This window comes from Rhodocyclus purpureus, assembly GCF_016653115.1.
Taxonomy (GTDB): domain Bacteria; phylum Pseudomonadota; class Gammaproteobacteria; order Burkholderiales; family Rhodocyclaceae; genus Rhodocyclus; species Rhodocyclus purpureus.
In genome coordinates, this window is the sequence record NZ_NHRX01000010.1 from 62,950 (window position 1) to 79,926 (window position 16,977).

General features: G+C 68.8%; 16 protein-coding genes. 15 read left to right on the plus strand and 1 reads right to left on the minus strand.

The window, feature by feature from the left end; translation table 11 throughout:
• From ftsL to CCR84_RS01625, 15 genes are all read left to right on the plus strand, one after another.
• Positions 1 to 270 carry a cell division protein FtsL gene (gene ftsL, locus CCR84_RS01555; protein ID WP_201209182.1) on the plus strand — a complete coding sequence of 90 codons (270 nt, stop codon included), beginning with the start codon at positions 1 to 3 and terminating at the stop codon, positions 268 to 270.
• Positions 270 to 2,009 (plus strand): peptidoglycan D,D-transpeptidase FtsI family protein, encoded by a 1,740-nt coding sequence (locus CCR84_RS01560; protein WP_201209183.1) that lies wholly within the window; start codon positions 270 to 272, stop codon positions 2,007 to 2,009. Before ftsL ends, CCR84_RS01560 begins: the two co-directional genes overlap by 1 nt.
• Positions 2,006 to 3,523: a UDP-N-acetylmuramoyl-L-alanyl-D-glutamate--2,6-diaminopimelate ligase gene (locus CCR84_RS01565; protein WP_338052542.1), complete on the plus strand. Its 1,518-nt coding sequence runs from the start codon at positions 2,006 to 2,008 to the stop codon at positions 3,521 to 3,523. The genes CCR84_RS01560 and CCR84_RS01565 overlap by 4 nt, the downstream gene beginning before the upstream one ends.
• Complete coding sequence (locus CCR84_RS01570) at positions 3,520 to 4,908, plus strand: UDP-N-acetylmuramoyl-tripeptide--D-alanyl-D-alanine ligase (RefSeq protein WP_201209184.1); 1,389 nt, start codon at positions 3,520 to 3,522, stop codon at positions 4,906 to 4,908. The genes CCR84_RS01565 and CCR84_RS01570 overlap by 4 nt, the downstream gene beginning before the upstream one ends.
• Entirely contained in the window at positions 4,908 to 5,996 is a 1,089-nt protein-coding gene (mraY, locus tag CCR84_RS01575) for a phospho-N-acetylmuramoyl-pentapeptide-transferase (protein WP_201209185.1), read from the plus strand. The genes CCR84_RS01570 and mraY overlap by 1 nt, the downstream gene beginning before the upstream one ends.
• A gap of 10 nt (positions 5,997 to 6,006) precedes the next feature.
• Entirely contained in the window at positions 6,007 to 7,401 is a 1,395-nt protein-coding gene (murD, locus tag CCR84_RS01580) for a UDP-N-acetylmuramoyl-L-alanine--D-glutamate ligase (protein ID WP_338052543.1), read from the plus strand.
• A 2-nt stretch (positions 7,402 to 7,403) separates the two neighbouring features.
• A complete protein-coding gene (gene ftsW, locus CCR84_RS01585; RefSeq protein WP_201209197.1) occupies positions 7,404 to 8,549 on the plus strand; it encodes a putative lipid II flippase FtsW in 1,146 nt (381 codons plus the stop codon).
• Entirely contained in the window at positions 8,546 to 9,616 is a 1,071-nt protein-coding gene (gene murG, locus CCR84_RS01590; protein WP_201209186.1) for an undecaprenyldiphospho-muramoylpentapeptide beta-N-acetylglucosaminyltransferase, read from the plus strand. The genes ftsW and murG overlap by 4 nt, the downstream gene beginning before the upstream one ends.
• A complete protein-coding gene (gene murC / locus CCR84_RS01595; RefSeq protein ID WP_201209187.1) occupies positions 9,613 to 11,004 on the plus strand; it encodes a UDP-N-acetylmuramate--L-alanine ligase in 1,392 nt (463 codons plus the stop codon). The genes murG and murC overlap by 4 nt, the downstream gene beginning before the upstream one ends.
• On the plus strand, positions 11,001 to 11,969 hold the full coding sequence (locus CCR84_RS01600) for a D-alanine--D-alanine ligase (RefSeq protein WP_274610766.1): 969 nt from the start codon (positions 11,001 to 11,003) through the stop codon (positions 11,967 to 11,969). The genes murC and CCR84_RS01600 overlap by 4 nt, the downstream gene beginning before the upstream one ends.
• Positions 11,970 to 11,972: 3 nt before the next feature.
• A complete protein-coding gene (locus CCR84_RS01605; protein WP_201209188.1) occupies positions 11,973 to 12,710 on the plus strand; it encodes a cell division protein FtsQ/DivIB in 738 nt (245 codons plus the stop codon).
• Positions 12,707 to 13,936 carry a cell division protein FtsA gene (ftsA, locus tag CCR84_RS01610; RefSeq protein WP_201209189.1) on the plus strand — a complete coding sequence of 410 codons (1,230 nt, stop codon included), beginning with the start codon at positions 12,707 to 12,709 and terminating at the stop codon, positions 13,934 to 13,936. The genes CCR84_RS01605 and ftsA overlap by 4 nt, the downstream gene beginning before the upstream one ends.
• A gap of 39 nt (positions 13,937 to 13,975) precedes the next feature.
• A complete protein-coding gene (gene ftsZ / locus CCR84_RS01615; protein WP_201209190.1) occupies positions 13,976 to 15,145 on the plus strand; it encodes a cell division protein FtsZ in 1,170 nt (389 codons plus the stop codon).
• Between the two features lie 123 nt (positions 15,146 to 15,268).
• On the plus strand, positions 15,269 to 16,207 hold the full coding sequence (gene lpxC, locus CCR84_RS01620) for a UDP-3-O-acyl-N-acetylglucosamine deacetylase (protein ID WP_201209191.1): 939 nt from the start codon (positions 15,269 to 15,271) through the stop codon (positions 16,205 to 16,207).
• A 9-nt stretch (positions 16,208 to 16,216) separates the two neighbouring features.
• A complete protein-coding gene (locus CCR84_RS01625; protein ID WP_201209192.1) occupies positions 16,217 to 16,405 on the plus strand; it encodes a hypothetical protein in 189 nt (62 codons plus the stop codon).
• Here the strand turns inward: CCR84_RS01625 and CCR84_RS01630 are convergent.
• Positions 16,392 to 16,826 carry a DciA family protein gene (locus CCR84_RS01630; protein ID WP_201209193.1) on the minus strand — a complete coding sequence of 145 codons (435 nt, stop codon included), beginning with the start codon at positions 16,824 to 16,826 and terminating at the stop codon, positions 16,392 to 16,394. The genes CCR84_RS01625 and CCR84_RS01630 overlap by 14 nt on opposite strands.
• Positions 16,827 to 16,977: the final 151 nt, after the last annotated feature.

Genomic DNA, 16,977 nt, shown 5'->3' on the forward strand with positions numbered 1-16,977 from the left:
ATGCTGCGCGTGAACATCTTCCTGCTGTTGGTCGCCGTCGCCTGTGCGCTGCTCGTCGTCACGGCCCAGCACAAGGCGCGCAAGCTCTTCCAGGAACTGGAAGTGGCGCAGCAGCACGAGCGACAGCTCGAGGTCGAGTTCGGTCAGCTGCAGATCGAAATCTCCACCCTGGCCACCGCATCGCGGATCGACCGGATCGCGCGCGCGCAACTGAAGATGGAGACGCCGTCGGCGGCACGCATGCGCCTGCTCGGTGGAGCGACACAGTGATGCGCACGAAACCACCTGTCTCGCACAAGTTTGCCGAAAGTCCGGTGCTGCTGCTGCGCCTGCCGGCGGGGCGCTCGCGCCTCATTTCCCTATTGCTGCTCGGCGCCTTCATCGTTCTCGTCGGGCGTGCCTTCTACCTGCAGGTGCTGAACAACGATTTCCTGCAGGAGAAGGGGGACTCGCGCTATCGCCGCGACATCGACATTTCGGCTTCGCGCGGGCGCATCGCCGACCGCAATGGCGAGGTGCTCGCCGTATCGACGCCGATGAAGTCGATCTGGGCGATCCCGGCCGACGCGCGACTGAACGAGGCACAAGTCGCGCAACTGGCCGGCCTGCTCGAAATCGACGCCGGGGAGCTGCGCCGCAAGCTCGCCAGCGAGAAGAGCTTCGTCTTCCTGCAACGGCAGATCCCGCCCGAGCTCGCGCAGAAGGTCGCCGACCTGAAGTTGCCCGGAATCGGCCAGAACACCGAATATCGCCGCTTTTACCCGAGCGGCGAGATGAGCGCGCATCTGGTCGGCTTCACCGGCATCGACGACCAGGGACAGGAAGGGGTCGAGCTCGCCTTCCAGAACCAGTTGCTCGGCCGCCCCGGCAGTCGCACGGTGATCAAGGACCGGCGCGGACACGTGGTCGAGGACGTCGGCGCGATCCTGCCGCCACAGGACGGTCAGGACATCAGGCTCGCGCTCGACTCGAAGATCCAGTATTTCGCACTGAGCAAGCTCAAGGAGGCGATCGCCGAGCACAAGGCGAAAGCCGGCGGCATCGTCGTCGCCGATGCGCGGACCGGCGAAGTGCTGGCGCTGGCCAACTGGCCGACCTACAACCCGAACAACCGCGAATCGCTGACGGGCGGCAGCCTGCGCAACCGTGCGGTCACCGACACCTTCGAGCCGGGTTCGACCCTGAAGCCCTTCAGCATTGCGCTGGCACTGGAGAAGGGCAAGTTCCGCGCCGATTCGGTCATCGACACCTCGTCAGGCCGGCTGACCATCGGCAGGGCGACGATTTCCGATGCGCACCGGCATGGCCCGCTGACCGTCGCCGAGGTCATCCAGAAGTCGTCCAACGTCGGCACGGCCAAGATCGCGTCGACCTTCGCGCCACAGGAAATGTGGGAGATGCTCGACTCGGTCGGTTTCGGCCAGGTGCCGGGTCTCGGCTTTCCCGGCGAAGTCGCCGGCCGGCTGCGCCCGTGGCAGCGCTGGCGCCCGATCGAACAGGCGACCATCTCCTACGGGCACGGCATCTCCGTTTCGCTGATCCAGCTCGTGCGTGCTTACACCGTCTTCGCGCGCGACGGTGAGCTGATCCCGCTGTCGCTGACGCAACTCGACGCGCCGCCGGCAAACGGCATCCAGGTGTTCAGCCCGCGCACCGCCCGCCAGATGCGCAGCATGCTCGAAATGGTCGTCGAGCGCGGCGGTACCGCGCCGCAGGCACAGGTGCCCGGCTACCGCGTCGGCGGCAAGACCGGCACCGCCAACAAGCTCGAGGGGGGACGCTACACCAACCGCTACGTCGCCTCCTTCATCGGCATGGCACCGATGTCGTCGCCGCGGCTGATCGTCGCGGTCATGATCGACGAACCGCAGGGCAAGTACTACGGCGGTAGCGTCGCCGGGCCGGTTTTCTCGGCGGTGATGGGCAGCGCGCTGCGCACGCTCGGCGTCCCGCCCGACGCACCGCAGCAGCTGATCGCGCGCGCCGGCACGCAGCGGGAGGCGTTGTGAGCCGCGCCCCGATCCGTTCCGGCGACCTGCACGGGGCAGCCGCCGCCGTCCTGGCGGCACTGGCAGCCCAAGGCGTCGTCGCCGGTGGCGCTGCCGACGACAGCCGCAGCGTGCGCGCCGGCGACCTCTTCCTCGCCTATCCCGGCGACTTCGCCGACGGCCGCGACTTTGTCGCCGATGCCGTCAGGCGCGGCGCCATCGCCGTCGTCTGGGAGTCCGCCGACGCCTTCGTCTGGCCCGCGTCGGTGTCGATTCCCAACCTCCCGGTGAGCGGCCTGCGTGCGCTGGCAGGTCCCTTGGCGCACGCGGTCTGCGGCAGCCCGGCCGAACGCCTCTCGCTGATCGCGGTCACCGGCACCAACGGCAAGACCAGCGTCAGCCAGTGGCTCGCCCATGCCTATCCGGCGCCCTGTGGCGTCATCGGCACGCTCGGCGTCGGCCTGCCCGGCCGCCTCGTCGACACCGGCTTCACCACGCCGCAGGCGGCGACGCTGGCGCGCACGCTGGCCGACCTTGCCGGCGCCGGCGCGGCGGCCTGCGCGCTGGAGGCGAGTTCGATCGGTGTCGAGGAGGGGCGTCTCAACGGCGCGCAGGTGGACATCGCGGTGTTCACCAACCTGACCCGCGACCATCTCGACTACCACCGATCGATGGCCGCGTACGCCGCGGCCAAGGAAAAGCTCTTCCGCTGGCCCGGCTTGCGCCTGGCGATCGTCAACATGGACGATGCCTTCGGCCGCGAACTGGCGGCGCGCAGCTCGGCCCGGCGCGTGATCGGCTATGCACAGTCGGCCGCCGCGCGCGCGGCGGCGCCGCAGCTCGGCGAATGGGTCTGCGCCGAGGACGTGGTCGCCACCGGCGCCGGGCTCGCCTTCCGCCTGGTCACGCCGTCCGGCTCGGCGCAGGTCGACACGCGGCTGATCGGCCGCTTCAACGTCTCCAACCTACTGGCCGTCGCCGCGGTGCTGCATGACGCCGGCTTGTCCGCGGACTCAATCGCCGCGCGCCTCGCCGCGCTGGCGGCGCCGGCCGGCCGGCTGCAAGCGGTCGGCGGCGATGGCCTGCCGCTCGTCGTCGTCGACTACGCGCACACGCCCGATGCACTCGACAACGCGCTCGGCGCGCTGCGCGACGTGGCCCGCGCGCGTGGCGGTGCACTGCATTGCGTGTTCGGCTGCGGCGGCGACCGCGATCCCGGCAAGCGTCCGCTGATGGGCGAGGTCGCCACCCGTCTTGCCGACTCGGTCGTGCTGACCTCGGACAACCCGCGCAGCGAAGACCCGCAGGCCATCATCGACCAGATTCGCCAGGGAGCGCCGGGCGCTGCCGTCGAACTCGACCGGGCTGCGGCGATTCGCGCGGCGATCCTTGCCGCCGCTCCGGCCGACCTCGTCCTCGTCGCCGGCAAGGGGCATGAACCGTATCAGGAAATCAGCGGCGTGCGCCGCCCGTTCTCGGATCTCGCCGAGGCGCGCGCTGCGCTCACCGCTCGTCAGGAGTCTTTTCTGCAATGATGGATATTTCCGCCGCCGCGCGTGCCCTTGGTGGCCGCCTGCTCGGCGCCCCGGCCGTCGAAGCGCCCCCGGTGGTGTTCGGCGAAGTGTCGACCGACAGCCGACGCATCGGGAAGGGGGCGCTGTTCGTCGCCCTGCGCGGTGAAAAATTCGACGGACACGATTTCGTCGATACCGCTGCCGCGCAGGGCGCTGCCGCCGCGCTCGTCGACGAGGCTGCCGCCGCGCGCTGGCAGCAGCCCCCGCTGCCGCTGATCGTCGTCGCCGACACCCGCCGCGCGCTCGGCGCGCTTGCCGCCGACTGGCGTGCGCGCTTCACGCTGCCCTTGATTGCACTCACCGGCAGCAACGGCAAGACGACGACCAAGGAGATGATCGCCGCCATCCTGCGCGCCGCCTACGGCGACACGGTGCTGGCGACGGTCGGCAACCTCAACAATGACATCGGCCTGCCCCTGACCCTGCTCGGCCTGCGCGCGACGCACCGCGCGGCGATCGTCGAACTGGGCATGAACCACCCCGGCGAGATCGCCGCACTGGCGGCGATCGCCCGGCCGACGGTGGCGCTGGTGACCAACGCGCAGCGTGCGCACCTGGAAGGGATGGGTTCGCTCGACGCGATCGCCGAGGAGAAGGGGACGATCTACGACGGCCTCGGCGCCGACGGGATCGCCGTCGTCAACGCCGACGAGCCGTGGGCCGATCTGTGGCGCGCACGTGCCCGTCGCGTCCTCGGCTTCGGTCTGGAGCAGCCGGCGGACGTCGCCGGCTCCTGCCGCCTGCACGGGCTCGACAACCACCTGACGCTCTCCTTCCAGGGCGAGCGCGGCGAAGTCGAGCTCTGCCTGCCCGGCCGCCACAACGCGCGCAACGCGCTCGCCGCCGCCGCCGCGACCCTCGCGGCCGGCGTTCCCTTCGCCGCCGTCTGCGCCGGACTCGCCGCCTTCCGCGGCGCGCCGGGACGCCTGCAGAAGAAGGCGGCGATCGGCGGCGCGACGCTGCTCGACGACACCTACAATGCCAACCCCGATTCGGTGCGCGCGGCGATCGACGTCCTCTCGGCGACGGTCGGCCGGCAGATCCTCGTGCTTGGCGACATGGGCGAAATCGGTGAAATGAGCGGGCAGTTCCACGACGAGATCGGCGGCTACGCCAAGAGCCAGGGCATCGACCGGCTGTTCGCGCTCGGCGAAGCGAGCGCACTCGCGGCGCACAACTTCGGTGCCGGCGGCCGCCACTTCCGCCGCGTCGACGAACTCGTCGCCGCCTTGAAGCACGAACTGACGCCGGAGACGACGGTGCTCGTGAAGGGCTCGCGCTTCATGCGCATGGAACGCGTCGCCGACGCCATCGCCGCTCCTGCCACTGCCGCGGAGGTGCACTGATGCTCCTGATGCTTTTCCAGTGGCTGGGCGAGGACATCCGCGGCTTCAACGTCTTCAACTACATCACGCTGCGCGCGGTGCTGGCGGCGATGACCGCGCTGATCATCTCGTTTGCCGCGGGGCCGCGCGTGATCCGCTGGCTGGCGGCGAAGAAGATCGGCCAGGCGGTGCGCACCGACGGTCCGCAGACGCACCTGAAGAAGTCGGGGACGCCGACCATGGGCGGCGCGCTGATCCTGATCGCGATCGCCGTCACCACCTTGCTCTGGGCCGACCTGTCCAACCGCTATGTCTGGGTGCTCTTGATCGTCACCCTCGGTTTCGGCGGCATCGGCTGGTACGACGACTGGAAGAAGGTCGTCTATCGCGACCCGAAGGGGCTCGCCAGCCGCTGGAAGTATTTCTGGCAGTCGGTGATCGGGCTCTGCGTCGCCATCTACCTCGGCCTGACGGCGACGGTGCCGGCGCAGATGGAAGTGATCGTTCCGTTCTTCAAGAGCGTCGCCTACCCGCTCGGGGTGATCGGCTTCATCACGCTCACCTACTTCGTCATCGTCGGCACCAGCAACGCGGTGAACCTCACCGACGGCCTCGACGGGCTGGCGATCATGCCGACGGTGATGATCGCCGGTGCGCTGGCCATCTTCGCCTACGTCGCCGGCAACAGCGTTTACGCCAAGTACCTGCTGCTGCCCTACATCCCCGGCGCCGGCGAACTCGCGGTCTTCCTCGGCGCGATGGTCGGCGCGGGCCTGGGCTTCCTCTGGTTCAACGCCTACCCGGCCGAGGTGTTCATGGGCGACGTCGGCGCGCTGGCGCTCGGCGCCGCGCTCGGCACGGTGGCGGTGGTCGTGCGCCAGGAAATCGTGCTCGCGATCATGGGCGGCGTCTTCGTCGCCGAAACCCTGTCGGTCGCGGCGCAGGTGCTCTACTTCAGGTTCACGGGCGGCAAGCGCATCTTCCGCATGGCGCCCTTGCATCACCATTTCGAGCTCGGCGGCTGGAAGGAGACACAGGTCGTGGTCCGCTTCTGGATCATCACCCTGATGCTGGTCCTCTTCGGCCTGTCGACGCTCAAGCTGCGCTGAGGGGCCGACCGTGCACAGGAATGAAGGAATCCAGCTCATCCTCGGCCTCGGCGAGAGCGGGCTGGCCGCAGCACGCTGGCTGGCGCGCGCCGGCGCGCGCATGCGCATCGCCGACAGCCGCTGCGCGCCGCCCGGCCTGGCCGAACTCAGGAAAACCGCACCGGACGCGGAGCTCGTCTGCGGCGCGTTCGCCGACAGCCTCCTGCACGGTGTCGCGCGCGTCGTCCTGTCGCCGGGAATCGCGCTGGCGACGCCGCTGGTGCAGAAGGCGCTGGCAGCCGGGATTCCGGTCGTCTCCGAGATCCAGCTCTTCGTCGACGCGCTCACCGAACTCGACCCGGAGGCGCGCATCCTGGCGATCACCGGCAGCAACGGCAAGACGACGACGACCGCCCTCACCGCCGCGCTGGCGAGTGCCGCCGGCCGGCCGGCCATCGCCTGCGGCAACATCAGTCCGTCGGCGCTCGACGCGCTGCTGGGCGCGCTCGCTGCGGGCGCCTTGCCGGCGGTGTGGGTGCTCGAACTGTCGAGCTTCCAGCTCGAGACGACGCCGGCGCTCGGCGCCGACGCCGCGGCCCTGCTCAATGTTTCCGAGGACCACCTCGACCGCCACGCGGGAATGGATGGCTACGCCGCGGCGAAGTACCGCATCTTCGCGCGCGGCCGCGGCCGGCGCTGCACCATGGTCCTCAACCGCGACGACGAGCGCAGCCTTGCCGCCGCCCGCTGCGGCGAGCGCATCGTCACCTTCGGGCTCGACGCGCCGCCGCGGGCGCTCGACTACGGTCTCGTCGACGGCGCCATCGTGCGCGGCAAGGAAAGGCTGATCGGGCTCGATCGCCTGCGCCTCGTCGGTCGCCACAACGCGGCCAACGCGATGGCGGCACTGGCGCTGTGCGAAGCGATAGGCATCGACCCGCAGGCGACGCTGGCGGGACTCGCCGGATTCGCCGGCCTGCCGCACCGGGTCGAGGCAGTCGCCGAGATCGATGGCGTCACCTGGTACGACGATTCGAAGGGCACCAACGTCGGCGCGACGCTGGCTGCGGTCGCCGGTTTCGAGCGGCCGCTGGCGATCATCCTCGGCGGTGACGGCAAGGGCCAGGACTTCGCCCCGCTTGCCGCCGCCCTCTGCCGGAACACGCGCGCGATCGCGCTGATCGGCCGCGATGCCGGGCTTATCGGTGCCGCACTCGATGCCGCCGGCGTCGCCGCGCCGCGCCGGACCTGTGCCGACATGGACGCGGCGGTCCGCTTCTGCGCCGCGCAGGTGCAGGCCGGCGACGCGGTGCTGCTGTCGCCGGCCTGCGCCAGCCTCGACATGTACCGCAACTACGCGCACCGTGCCGAGGTCTTCATCGCCGCCGTGCGCGCGCTGGCGGCGCTCGGGGAAGGGCGGTCTTGATCATGCGCGTGCCGGGCACGCAGGCCGAGATCGATCACGCGCTCCTCTGGAGCGGCGTGTTCCTGCTCGTCTTCGGCCTCGTGATGGTGTACTCCTCGTCGATCGCGATCGCCGAAGCCGGACGCTTCACCGCACAGCAGCCGACCTATTTTCTCGTCCGTCACGCGCTCTTCCTCGGTCTCGGCCTGCTCGCCGCCTTCGCCGCCTTCCAGGTGCCCCTGAAGACCTGGCAGCAGATCGCGCCCTGGCTGTTCCTGGCCGGCGTCGTCCTCCTCGCGCTGGTGCTCATCCCCGGGGTCGGGCGCGAGGTCAATGGCGCGCAGCGCTGGCTACCGCTCGGCTTTGCCAACCTGCAGCCGTCCGAGCTGATGAAGCTGTTCGCCGTCCTCTACGCTGCCGACTACACGGTGCGCAAGATGCCGTACATGGCCGACCTGAAGAAGGCCTTCATGCCGATGGCGGCGGCGATGATCCTGGTCGGCGTGCTGCTGCTCAAGGAGCCCGACTTCGGCGCCCTCGTCGTCGTCGTCTCGATCGCCATGGGCATCCTCATCCTCGGCGGCATGCGCACGCGCCTGTTCGTGATCCTCGTCGCGCTGCTGCTCGCCGCGTTCGCGGTGATGATCATCGTCTCGCCGTACCGGCGCGACCGCATCTTCGGCTTCATGGATCCGTGGGCCGATGCCTTCGGGCGCGGTTACCAGCTCTCGCACGCGCTGATCGCCTTCGGCCGCGGCGAGTTGTTCGGCGTCGGTCTCGGCGGCAGCGTCGAGAAGCTGTTCTACCTGCCGGAGGCGCATACCGACTTCCTGCTCGCGGTGATCGCCGAGGAACTGGGTTTCTTCGGTGTCGTCACGGTGATCGCACTGTTCGCGCTGATCGTGCATCGTGCCTTCCTGATCGGCCGCCAGGCGGTGATGCTCGACCGCATCTATCCGGCGCTGGTCGCGCAGGGGATCGGCCTCTGGATCGGTGTCCAGGGCTTCATCAACATGGGAGTGAACATGGGGCTGTTGCCCACCAAGGGGCTGACCCTGCCGCTGATGAGCTTCGGCGGGTCGGGGATCGTCGCCAATTGCGCGGCGCTGGCCATCCTGCTGCGTGTCGATTGGGAAAACCGGCAGTTGATGCGGGGGAACAAGCGATGAGCGCGGGCAAGCGCCCGACCCTGCTGGTCATGGCCGGCGGCACCGGCGGCCACGTCTTTCCGGGGCTCGCCGTCGCCGAGGAACTGCGCGGTCGTGGCTGGCGCGTCGTCTGGATGGGCAACCCCGAGGGCATCGAGGCGCGGCTGGTGGCCGCGCGCGCGCTGGAGTTCGCGCCGGTCTCGTTCAAGGCCCTGCGCGGCAAGGGGCTGGGGCGCAAGCTGGCGCTGCCGTTCGCGCTCGCCTCGGCGCTCTCCCAGGCACGGCGCGAGATCGCGCGCATCGCGCCCGACGTCGTCCTCGGCATGGGCGGCTACATCAGCTTCCCGGGCGGCGTCGCCGCGAAGCTTGCCGGCATCCCGCTCGTCATCCATGAACAGAATTCGATCGCCGGGCTCGCCAACCGCGTCCTCGCGCGGCTCGCCCGCCGCGTCTGCTGCGGCTTTCCCGATGTGCTCGCCCGCGGGCAATGGACCGGCAACCCGGTGCGCGCCGAGATTTCGGCCTTGCCGCCTCCCGCCGAACGTTTCGCCAGGCGGGAAGGGCGGCTGCGCCTGCTCGTGCTCGGCGGCAGCCTCGGCGCGGCCGCGTTGAACGAGGCGACGCCGCAGGGTCTGGCGTTGCTGCCGCCGGAACAGCGGCCGCAGGTCCGCCATCAGGCCGGCGAAAAGCACATCGACGCCCTGCGCGCGGCTTACGCGGCCGCCGGCGTCGACGCCGAATGCGTCGCCTTCGTCGACGACATGGCCGCTGCTTACGCTTGGGCCGACCTCGTCCTCTGTCGCGCCGGTGCGCTCACCGTCGCCGAACTCGCGGCGGCCGGCGTCGCCAGCGTGCTCGTCCCCTATCCGCACGCGGTCGACGACCACCAGACCGCCAATGCGCGTTTTCTGGCCGAAGCCGGCGGTGCGTTCTTGCTGCCACAGCAGACCCTGACCGCGCAGACGGTCAGCCTGATCGGCAATTACCAGCGTGGCCAGCTCCTGCAGATGGCCGAAAAAGCGCGCGAACTGGCGCGGCCCGAAGCGGCCGCCGCGGTGGCGCGCGCGTGTGAGGAAGTCGTTGCATGAAACACAAGGTGAAGAACATCCATTTCGTCGGCGTCGGTGGCGCCGGCATGAGCGGCATCGCCGAGGTGCTCGCCAATCTCGGTTACGCGGTCAGCGGCTCCGACCTCGCCGACAACGCGGCGACGCGCAGGCTTTCCACGCTCGGCGTCCGCGTCCTGCGCGGCCACGCGGCCGAGAACATCGCCGGCGCCGACGCGCTGGTGGTGTCGACAGCGGTCGCCGCCGACAACCCGGAAGTGCTCGCCGCGCGCGCCGCGCACATCCCGGTCGTCCCGCGCGCGCAGATGCTCGCCGAGCTGATGCGCCTGAAGCGCGGCATCGCGGTCGCCGGAACCCACGGCAAGACGACGACGACGAGCCTCGTGGCCTCGATCCTCGGCGAGGGCGGCATGGACCCGACCTTCGTCATCGGCGGCCGCCTCAACGCCGCCGGCGCCAACGCGCGCCTGGGCAGCGGTGACTTCCTCGTCGCCGAGGCCGACGAGTCGGACGCTTCCTTCCTCTGCCTGTCGCCGGTGATCGCGATCGTCACCAACATCGACGCCGACCACATGGAGACCTACGGCCACGACTTCGGCCGTCTGAAGCAGGCGTTCGTCGCCTTCCTGCAGCGACTGCCCTTCTACGGCGTCGCCGTCCTCTGCGCCGACGACGCCAACCTGCGCGAACTGATGCCGCAGATCGGCAAGCAGGTCGTCAGCTACGGCCTCGACCCTGCCGCCAACATCCGCGCCGAGGACATCGTCGCCGACGGCGGCCAGATGCGCTTCACCTGCGTGCGTGTGAACGGCAGCGAGAGCCGCTTTCCGGTCACGCTCAACCTGCCCGGCATGCACAACGTGCTCAACGCGCTGGCGGCCATCGCGGTGGCGACCGAGGTCGGCGTCAGCGACGCGGCGATCGTCAAGGCGCTCGCCGAGTTCAAGGGCGTCGGCCGCCGCTTCCAGCGTTACGGCGAGGTCGCGCTGCCCGACGGCGGACAGTGCACGCTGATCGACGACTACGGCCACCATCCGGCCGAGATGCGTGCGACGATCGCCGCGGCGCGCGGCGCCTTCCCCGGTCGCCGCCTGCTGCTCGCCTTCCAGCCGCACCGCTACACGCGCACGCGCGACTGCTTCGAGGACTTCGTCGGCGTGCTCTCGTCGGTCGACGCCTTGCTGCTGACCGAGGTCTATGCCGCAGGAGAAGCCCCGATCGTCGCCGCCGACGGACGCGCGCTGGCGCGCGCCGTGCGCGTCGCCGGCCGCGTCGAGCCCGTCTTCGTCGAGGACGTGGCGACGCTGCCGCAGGCGATCCTCGCCGCCGCGCGCGACGGCGACGTGGTGATGACCATGGGCGCCGGCTCGATCGGCCAGACCGCGGCACGCCTCCTGGAGCTTGCATGATGGGCGCCCCGATCGTGAAACCCGAAAACTTCGCACACCAGGATTTCGGCCGCGTCGCAGTGCTGCTCGGCGGGCGTTCCGGCGAACGCGAGGTCTCGCTCGCCAGCGGCGCCGGCGTCCTCGCCGCACTCAGGCGCCAGGGCGTCGCTGCCGAGCCCTTCGATCCGGCCGAGCGCAGCCTCGACCAGCTCGCCGGCTTCGACCGCGTCTTCATCGCGTTGCACGGCCGCCACGGCGAGGACGGCGCGATCCAGGGTGCGCTCGAACTGATGGGCATCCCCTACACCGGCAGCGGCGTCCTCGCTTCGGCGCTGGGCATGGACAAGTGGCGCAGCAAGCTGGTCTGGCAGGCGGCCGGCCTGCCGACTCCCGAGTGCGTGGTGCTCGATGCGGCCAGCGACTTCGCCGCGATCGAAGCGCGCCTGGGGCTGCCGCTGTTCGTCAAGCCTGCCTGCGAGGGCTCCTCGATCGGCGTCGCCATGGTCGCCGAGCCGGGCGGCCTGGCCGCAGCCCATGCCGAGGCGGCGCGCGCCGCGGCGCCATCCGGCGGGCTGGTGATCGCCGAGCGTGCCGTCCTCGGTGGCGAATACACGGTGGCCATCCTCGGCGACGAGGTGCTGCCGATCGTCAAGATCGAACCGGCGACCGCCTTCTACGACTACGAGGCCAAGTACAGCCGCGACGACACGCGTTACCTGTGTCCGTGCGGGCTGCCAGCCGAGCGCGAGGCCGCACTGCGCGCGCAGGCACTGAAGGCGTTCCGTGCATTGGGTTGTCGCGGCTGGGGGCGCATCGATTTCCTGATGGAGCGCGGCGACAGTGGCGAAGCCGCGGCCTTCTTCCTCGAAGCCAATACCTCGCCCGGGATGACCGACCATTCACTGGTGCCGATGGCCGCCCGCGCCGCCGGTATTTCCTACGACGAACTGGTGCTGCGCGTGCTCGCGCTCGCCACCACGGGATGATCGATGTGGGACAGTCCACGCCTGCTGAACCTGGTCGCCGACCTGCTGCTCACCGCGGCAGCGCTGGTGCTGCTGCTCGCGGCTGCGTACTGGCTCGAGCCGCACTTTCCGGTGCGCGAGGTGGTCGTCGTCAGCGAGCTGCGCGAGGTGCAGCGCAAGGATGTCGAGCGCGCGCTCGGCGGACGTCTGGGTGCCAGTTTCTTCCGCGTCGACCTCGAAGGCCTGCGCCAGTCGCTCGAGCAGCAGCCCTTCGTGCGCCGGGCGCAGGTTCGCCGGCAGTGGCCGTCGCGGCTGGAAATCGTCATCGAGGAGCACCGCCCTGCCGCCTGGTGGGGCGAGGACGCCGCGCAACTGGTCAACGACCGGGGCGAGGTGTTCGCGGCGGGCTACTTCGGCGACGAGAACCTGCCCATGTTGATGGGGCCGTCCGGCACCTCGGCCGAGTTGCTGCGCCGCTACGCGGAGTTTGCGCAGCAACTCGCGCCGACCGGCCTGCGCCCGCAGCGCGTGCTGCTGTCGGAGCGACTCGCCTGGCAGATATGGCTCGACAACGGCATGCTGATCGACCTGGGGCGCGAGCAGGCCAAGGTGCCGATCAGGATGCGCCTGGCGCGCTTCGTCGCCCACCATGCACAGGTGACGACGGGCAAAATCCCGCTGGCAGTGGACGTCCGCTATCCGAACGGATTCGTTCTGCGTTACGACAGCAGTGCAGAGAGTAAAGGCAGAGGAAAGCAATGAGCAAGGAGAGTAAGGATCTGATCGTCGGCCTCGATATCGGCACCTCGAAGATCGTTGCGCTGGTGGCCGAGATCATGCCGGAGGGCAAGCTCAACGTCATCGGCATCGGCGCGCAGGAGTCGCGTGGCCTGAGGAAGGGCGTCGTCGTCAACATCGAGGAAACGGTGTCGGCGATTTCGCGCGTGATCCAGGAAGTCGAGCTGATGGCCGACGCCAAGGTGAAAGAGGTCTATACGGGGATCGCCGGCAGCCACATCAAGAGTTTCAACTCGAACGGCATGGTCGCGATCAAGGACAAGGAAGTATCGGCGATGGACGTCGATCGCGTCATCGAGACCGCGCGCGCGATGCCGATCCCGGCCGACCAGGAGATCCTGCACATCCTCACGCAGGAATTCATCATCGACGACCAGGATGGCATCCGCGAGCCGATCGGCATGAGCGGCTTCCGCCTCGAAGCGAAGGTGCATATCGTCACCGGTGCAGTGTCGGCGGCGCAGAACATCGTCAAGTGCGTCCGCCGCTGCGGCCTGGAGGTCAATGACCTGGTCCTGCAGCCGCTCGCTTCGTCCTACGCGGTGCTCTCCGACGACGAGAAGGATCTCGGCATCTGTCTCGTCGATATCGGCGGCGGCACCACCGACATCGCGATCTGGACCCAGGGCGCGATCCGCCACTCGTCGGTGATCCCGATCGCCGGCGACCAGATCACCAACGACATCGCGATGGCGCTGCGCACGCCGACGCGCGAGGCCGAAGAGATCAAGATCAAGTACGGCTGTGCGCTGTCGCAACTCGCCGACCCGGAGGAGGTGCTCGACGTGGCCGGGGTCGACGATCGTCCGTCCAGGAAGCTGTCGCGGCGGGCGCTGGCCGATGTCATCCAGCCGCGCGTCGAGGAATTGTTCGAGTTGGTGCAGGCCGAACTGCGGCGCTCCGGACTCGAGGAAGTGCTGTCGTCCGGCATCGTCATCACCGGCGGTTCGTCGGTGCTGCCGGGAATGATCGAGCTGGGCGAGGAAATCTTCCACATGCCGGTACGGCTCGGTGTCCCGCGCTACCGGGGCGCACTCGCCGACGTCGTGCAGAGTCCGCGTTTCGCGACGGCCTGCGGTCTTCTACTCGAGGCGCAGACGCAGCGCAGGCGCGGCATCAAGGTGCATCAATCGGGCGGCTTCAAGCAGGTGCTGCAGAGGATGACGTCGTGGTTCGAGAAGAATTTTTGATTGCATGCGGTATATTCCCTATTTGCAGAGGAGGCGGCAATGTTCGAATTGATTGAGAAGGAAGAAGTGCGTGCCGATGGCGACAGCGGCACCGTGATCAAGGTGATCGGTGTCGGCGGCGCCGGCGGCAACGCGGTCGAGCACATGATCCGCGAAGGGGTCAACGGCGTCGAGTTCATCACCGCCAATACCGACGCCCAGGCCTTGAAGCGCAGCAGCGCGCAGAACAAGCTGCAGCTTGGCCGTTCCGGTCTCGGCGCCGGCGCCAAGCCGGAAGCCGGCCGCGCCGCCGCCATGGAAGAGCGGGCGCGCATCGCCGATGCGATCAAGGGCGCGCACATGGTGTTCATCACCGCCGGCATGGGCGGCGGCACCGGCACCGGTGCCGCACCGATCGTCGCCGAAGTCGCGCGCGAACTCGGCGTGCTCACCGTCGCCGTGGTGACCAAGCCCTTCTCGTTCGAAGGCAAGCGCCAGCGCGTTGCCGAGGCCGGCATCCTCGAACTGCAGAAGCATGTCGACTCGCTGATCGTGATCCTCAACGAGCGCCTGATGGAGGTTCTCGGTGACGACGTGAGCATGGACGAGGCCTTCCAGGCGGCCGACAACGTCCTGCGCAACGCCGTCGGCGGCATCGCCGAAATCATCAATTTCCCGGGCCTGGTCAACGTAGACTTCGAGGACGTGCGCACGGTGATGGGCGAAATGGGCATGGCGATGATGGGGTCGGCGCTCGCGTCCGGCGCCGATCGTGCCCGCGTCGCTGCCGAGCAGGCAGTCGCCTCGCCGCTGCTCGAAGGCATCAACCTCTCCGGCGCGCGCGGCGTGCTGGTCAACATCACGGCGACGCGCAGCCTGAAGATGAAGGAAGTGCACGAGGTGATGCGCACCGTCCGCGAATTCGCCGCCGAGGACGCGTCGGTCATCTTCGGCGCCGTCTACGACGAGACGATGGGCGAGAACATCCGAGTCACCGTCGTCGCTACCGGACTTGGCCAGCCCCAGAAGCGGCTGGAGGTGGTGCAGGCCGCGACCGGCACCGACGGCGCCTACGCGCAGGCCGTGCAGGAGGGCGCGATCGACTACGGCCAGTTCGACACGCCGGCGGTCATCCGCAAGGGGCGTAACGCCACCACCGTCGAGGCGCTGGTCAACAGCGGCGTCGATCGCTACGACATCCCGGCCTTCCTGCGCAAGCAGGCCGACTGAGCCTGGAATTCGCGTCCGCCGTCGCCTCCGGCGGGCGCGCCTGCGCGAGCGCCGGCTTTCCGGATCCCGGGGAGTCGGCGCTTCGTGCTAGAATGTCAAGACTTTTGACATATTGTCAGGCACATGCTCAAGCAACGTACGCTCAAATCGCTGATCCGCGCCTGCGGCGTCGGCCTGCACTCCGGGGTCAAGGTGACCATGGTCCTGCGCCCGGCGGCACCGAATACCGGCATCGTCTTTCGCCGAGTCGACCTCGATCCGGCGGTCGAACTGCCGGCGTCGGCGTTTCTCGTCGGCGACACGCGCATGTGTTCGTGCCTCGAAGCCGATGGCGCGCAGGGCAAGGTCCGCGTCGGCACCATCGAGCACCTGATGTCGGCGTTTGCCGGGCTCGGCATCGACAACGCCTGGGTCGATCTCGATGCCGCCGAGGTCCCGATCCTCGACGGGTCGGCGTCTCCCTTCGTCTTCCTGATCCAGTCGGCAGGCATCGAGGAGCAAGCGGTCGCCAAGAAGTTCATCCGCGTGCGCGAACCCATCGAGGTGCGTGACGGCGACAAGTGGGCGCGCTTCGACCCCTACGACGGTTACCGGCTGGCGTTTTCGATCGTCTTCAACCACCCGGCGATCGACCGCAGCGGGCAGAAGGTGGTGATCGATTTTGCCGAGAATTCCTACGTGCGCGAGGTCGCGCGTGCGCGCACCTTCGGCTTCATGCAGGAAGTGGAATGGCTGCGCGAGAACGGCCTGGCGCTCGGCGGCGGCCTGGACAATGCCGTGGTGCTCGACGAGTACCGCGTGCTCAACGCCGACGGACTGCGCTACGGTGACGAGTTCGTCAAGCACAAGGTGCTCGACGCCATCGGCGACCTGTACCTGATCGGTCATCCCCTGCTGGCTTCATTCACCGCGCACAAGTCGGGACATGCGCTGAACAACGTCCTGGCACGCGCCCTGCTCGACAATCGCTCGGCCTGGGAGTTCGTCAGCTTCGAGGACGCTGCCACCGCGCCCGCCGGCGTCACCCGCTGGCTGGCGCCGCCCGCCGCACAGCCCGCCTGAGCGTCCGCGATGTGGCTGCTGCGCCTGCTGGCAGTCCTCACCGCCATCGTCGTCGCGGGCGCCCTGCTGGCCTGGCTGCTGACCCGCGACCGGCGCTATCTCATGCTCGCCAGGCGCTCCTCACTCTTCATCCTGATCGCCGCTGCGGTCTTCCTCGCGCTCCTTGCGCTGGAGCGCGTCGCGCTCATTTCTCCTTAGCCGAGCGCGCGAGCAGCGTCGCCAGCGCACTGCGCAGGGGAGAATCGGGCAGTCGGTCCTGCAGCCCGGAGAGTTCCCGGCGCGCCCCCTCGGTCAGTGGCTTTGCCTCGCAAGTCCTTGACTGGGAAGGGGATTCTGGTGCTTGTACTTTGACGAGAACGCCGCTACACTCCAGCCCCCGGCGCGCGAACTCGTTCGCCAGGGTCGGCCCCATCTGCCGCAGCTTGGCGGCGACCGCGCCGTTGGCGGCATGGATGACGACGATTCCCGAGCGGTAATTGGCCACCTGGCTGGCGTCGCGCAGGTGCGCGGGCACCACGTCCGCGAAGATGTGTGCCAGTTTCAGCAGCAGCCTGGCGTGGGCCATGAGCCGGCCGGCGCCGTCCTCGGCCGTGAGGAAGTTTTCGATCGAGTTGTGCATCGGGAACGCAAAGGAGAGTTACTTGAGCCTCTTTCAAAACGCTAAATTCGGCAGAGCTTAAGCGGCTAGCTCACGCCTTTTGCGTGAATTTTTAAAAGCAAAACGCTTCGAACAAGCTTTTCTTAGCTAAATGGCATTTTCAGCAAAATTC

Coding starts and splice junctions, on each gene's coding strand:
- ftsL (WP_201209182.1), top strand. CDS start 1: ATGCTGCGCGTGAACATCTTCCTGCTGTTGGTCGCCGTCGCCTGTGCG.
- CCR84_RS01560 (WP_201209183.1), top strand. CDS start 270: ATGCGCACGAAACCACCTGTCTCGCACAAGTTTGCCGAAAGTCCGGTG.
- CCR84_RS01570 (WP_201209184.1), top strand. CDS start 3,520: ATGATGGATATTTCCGCCGCCGCGCGTGCCCTTGGTGGCCGCCTGCTC.
- mraY (WP_201209185.1), top strand. CDS start 4,908: ATGCTCCTGATGCTTTTCCAGTGGCTGGGCGAGGACATCCGCGGCTTC.
- ftsW (WP_201209197.1), top strand. CDS start 7,404: ATGCGCGTGCCGGGCACGCAGGCCGAGATCGATCACGCGCTCCTCTGG.
- murG (WP_201209186.1), top strand. CDS start 8,546: ATGAGCGCGGGCAAGCGCCCGACCCTGCTGGTCATGGCCGGCGGCACC.
- murC (WP_201209187.1), top strand. CDS start 9,613: ATGAAACACAAGGTGAAGAACATCCATTTCGTCGGCGTCGGTGGCGCC.
- CCR84_RS01600 (WP_274610766.1), top strand. CDS start 11,001: ATGATGGGCGCCCCGATCGTGAAACCCGAAAACTTCGCACACCAGGAT.
- CCR84_RS01605 (WP_201209188.1), top strand. CDS start 11,973: ATGTGGGACAGTCCACGCCTGCTGAACCTGGTCGCCGACCTGCTGCTC.
- ftsA (WP_201209189.1), top strand. CDS start 12,707: ATGAGCAAGGAGAGTAAGGATCTGATCGTCGGCCTCGATATCGGCACC.
- ftsZ (WP_201209190.1), top strand. CDS start 13,976: ATGTTCGAATTGATTGAGAAGGAAGAAGTGCGTGCCGATGGCGACAGC.
- lpxC (WP_201209191.1), top strand. CDS start 15,269: ATGCTCAAGCAACGTACGCTCAAATCGCTGATCCGCGCCTGCGGCGTC.
- CCR84_RS01625 (WP_201209192.1), top strand. CDS start 16,217: ATGTGGCTGCTGCGCCTGCTGGCAGTCCTCACCGCCATCGTCGTCGCG.
- CCR84_RS01630 (WP_201209193.1), bottom strand. CDS start 16,826: ATGCACAACTCGATCGAAAACTTCCTCACGGCCGAGGACGGCGCCGGC.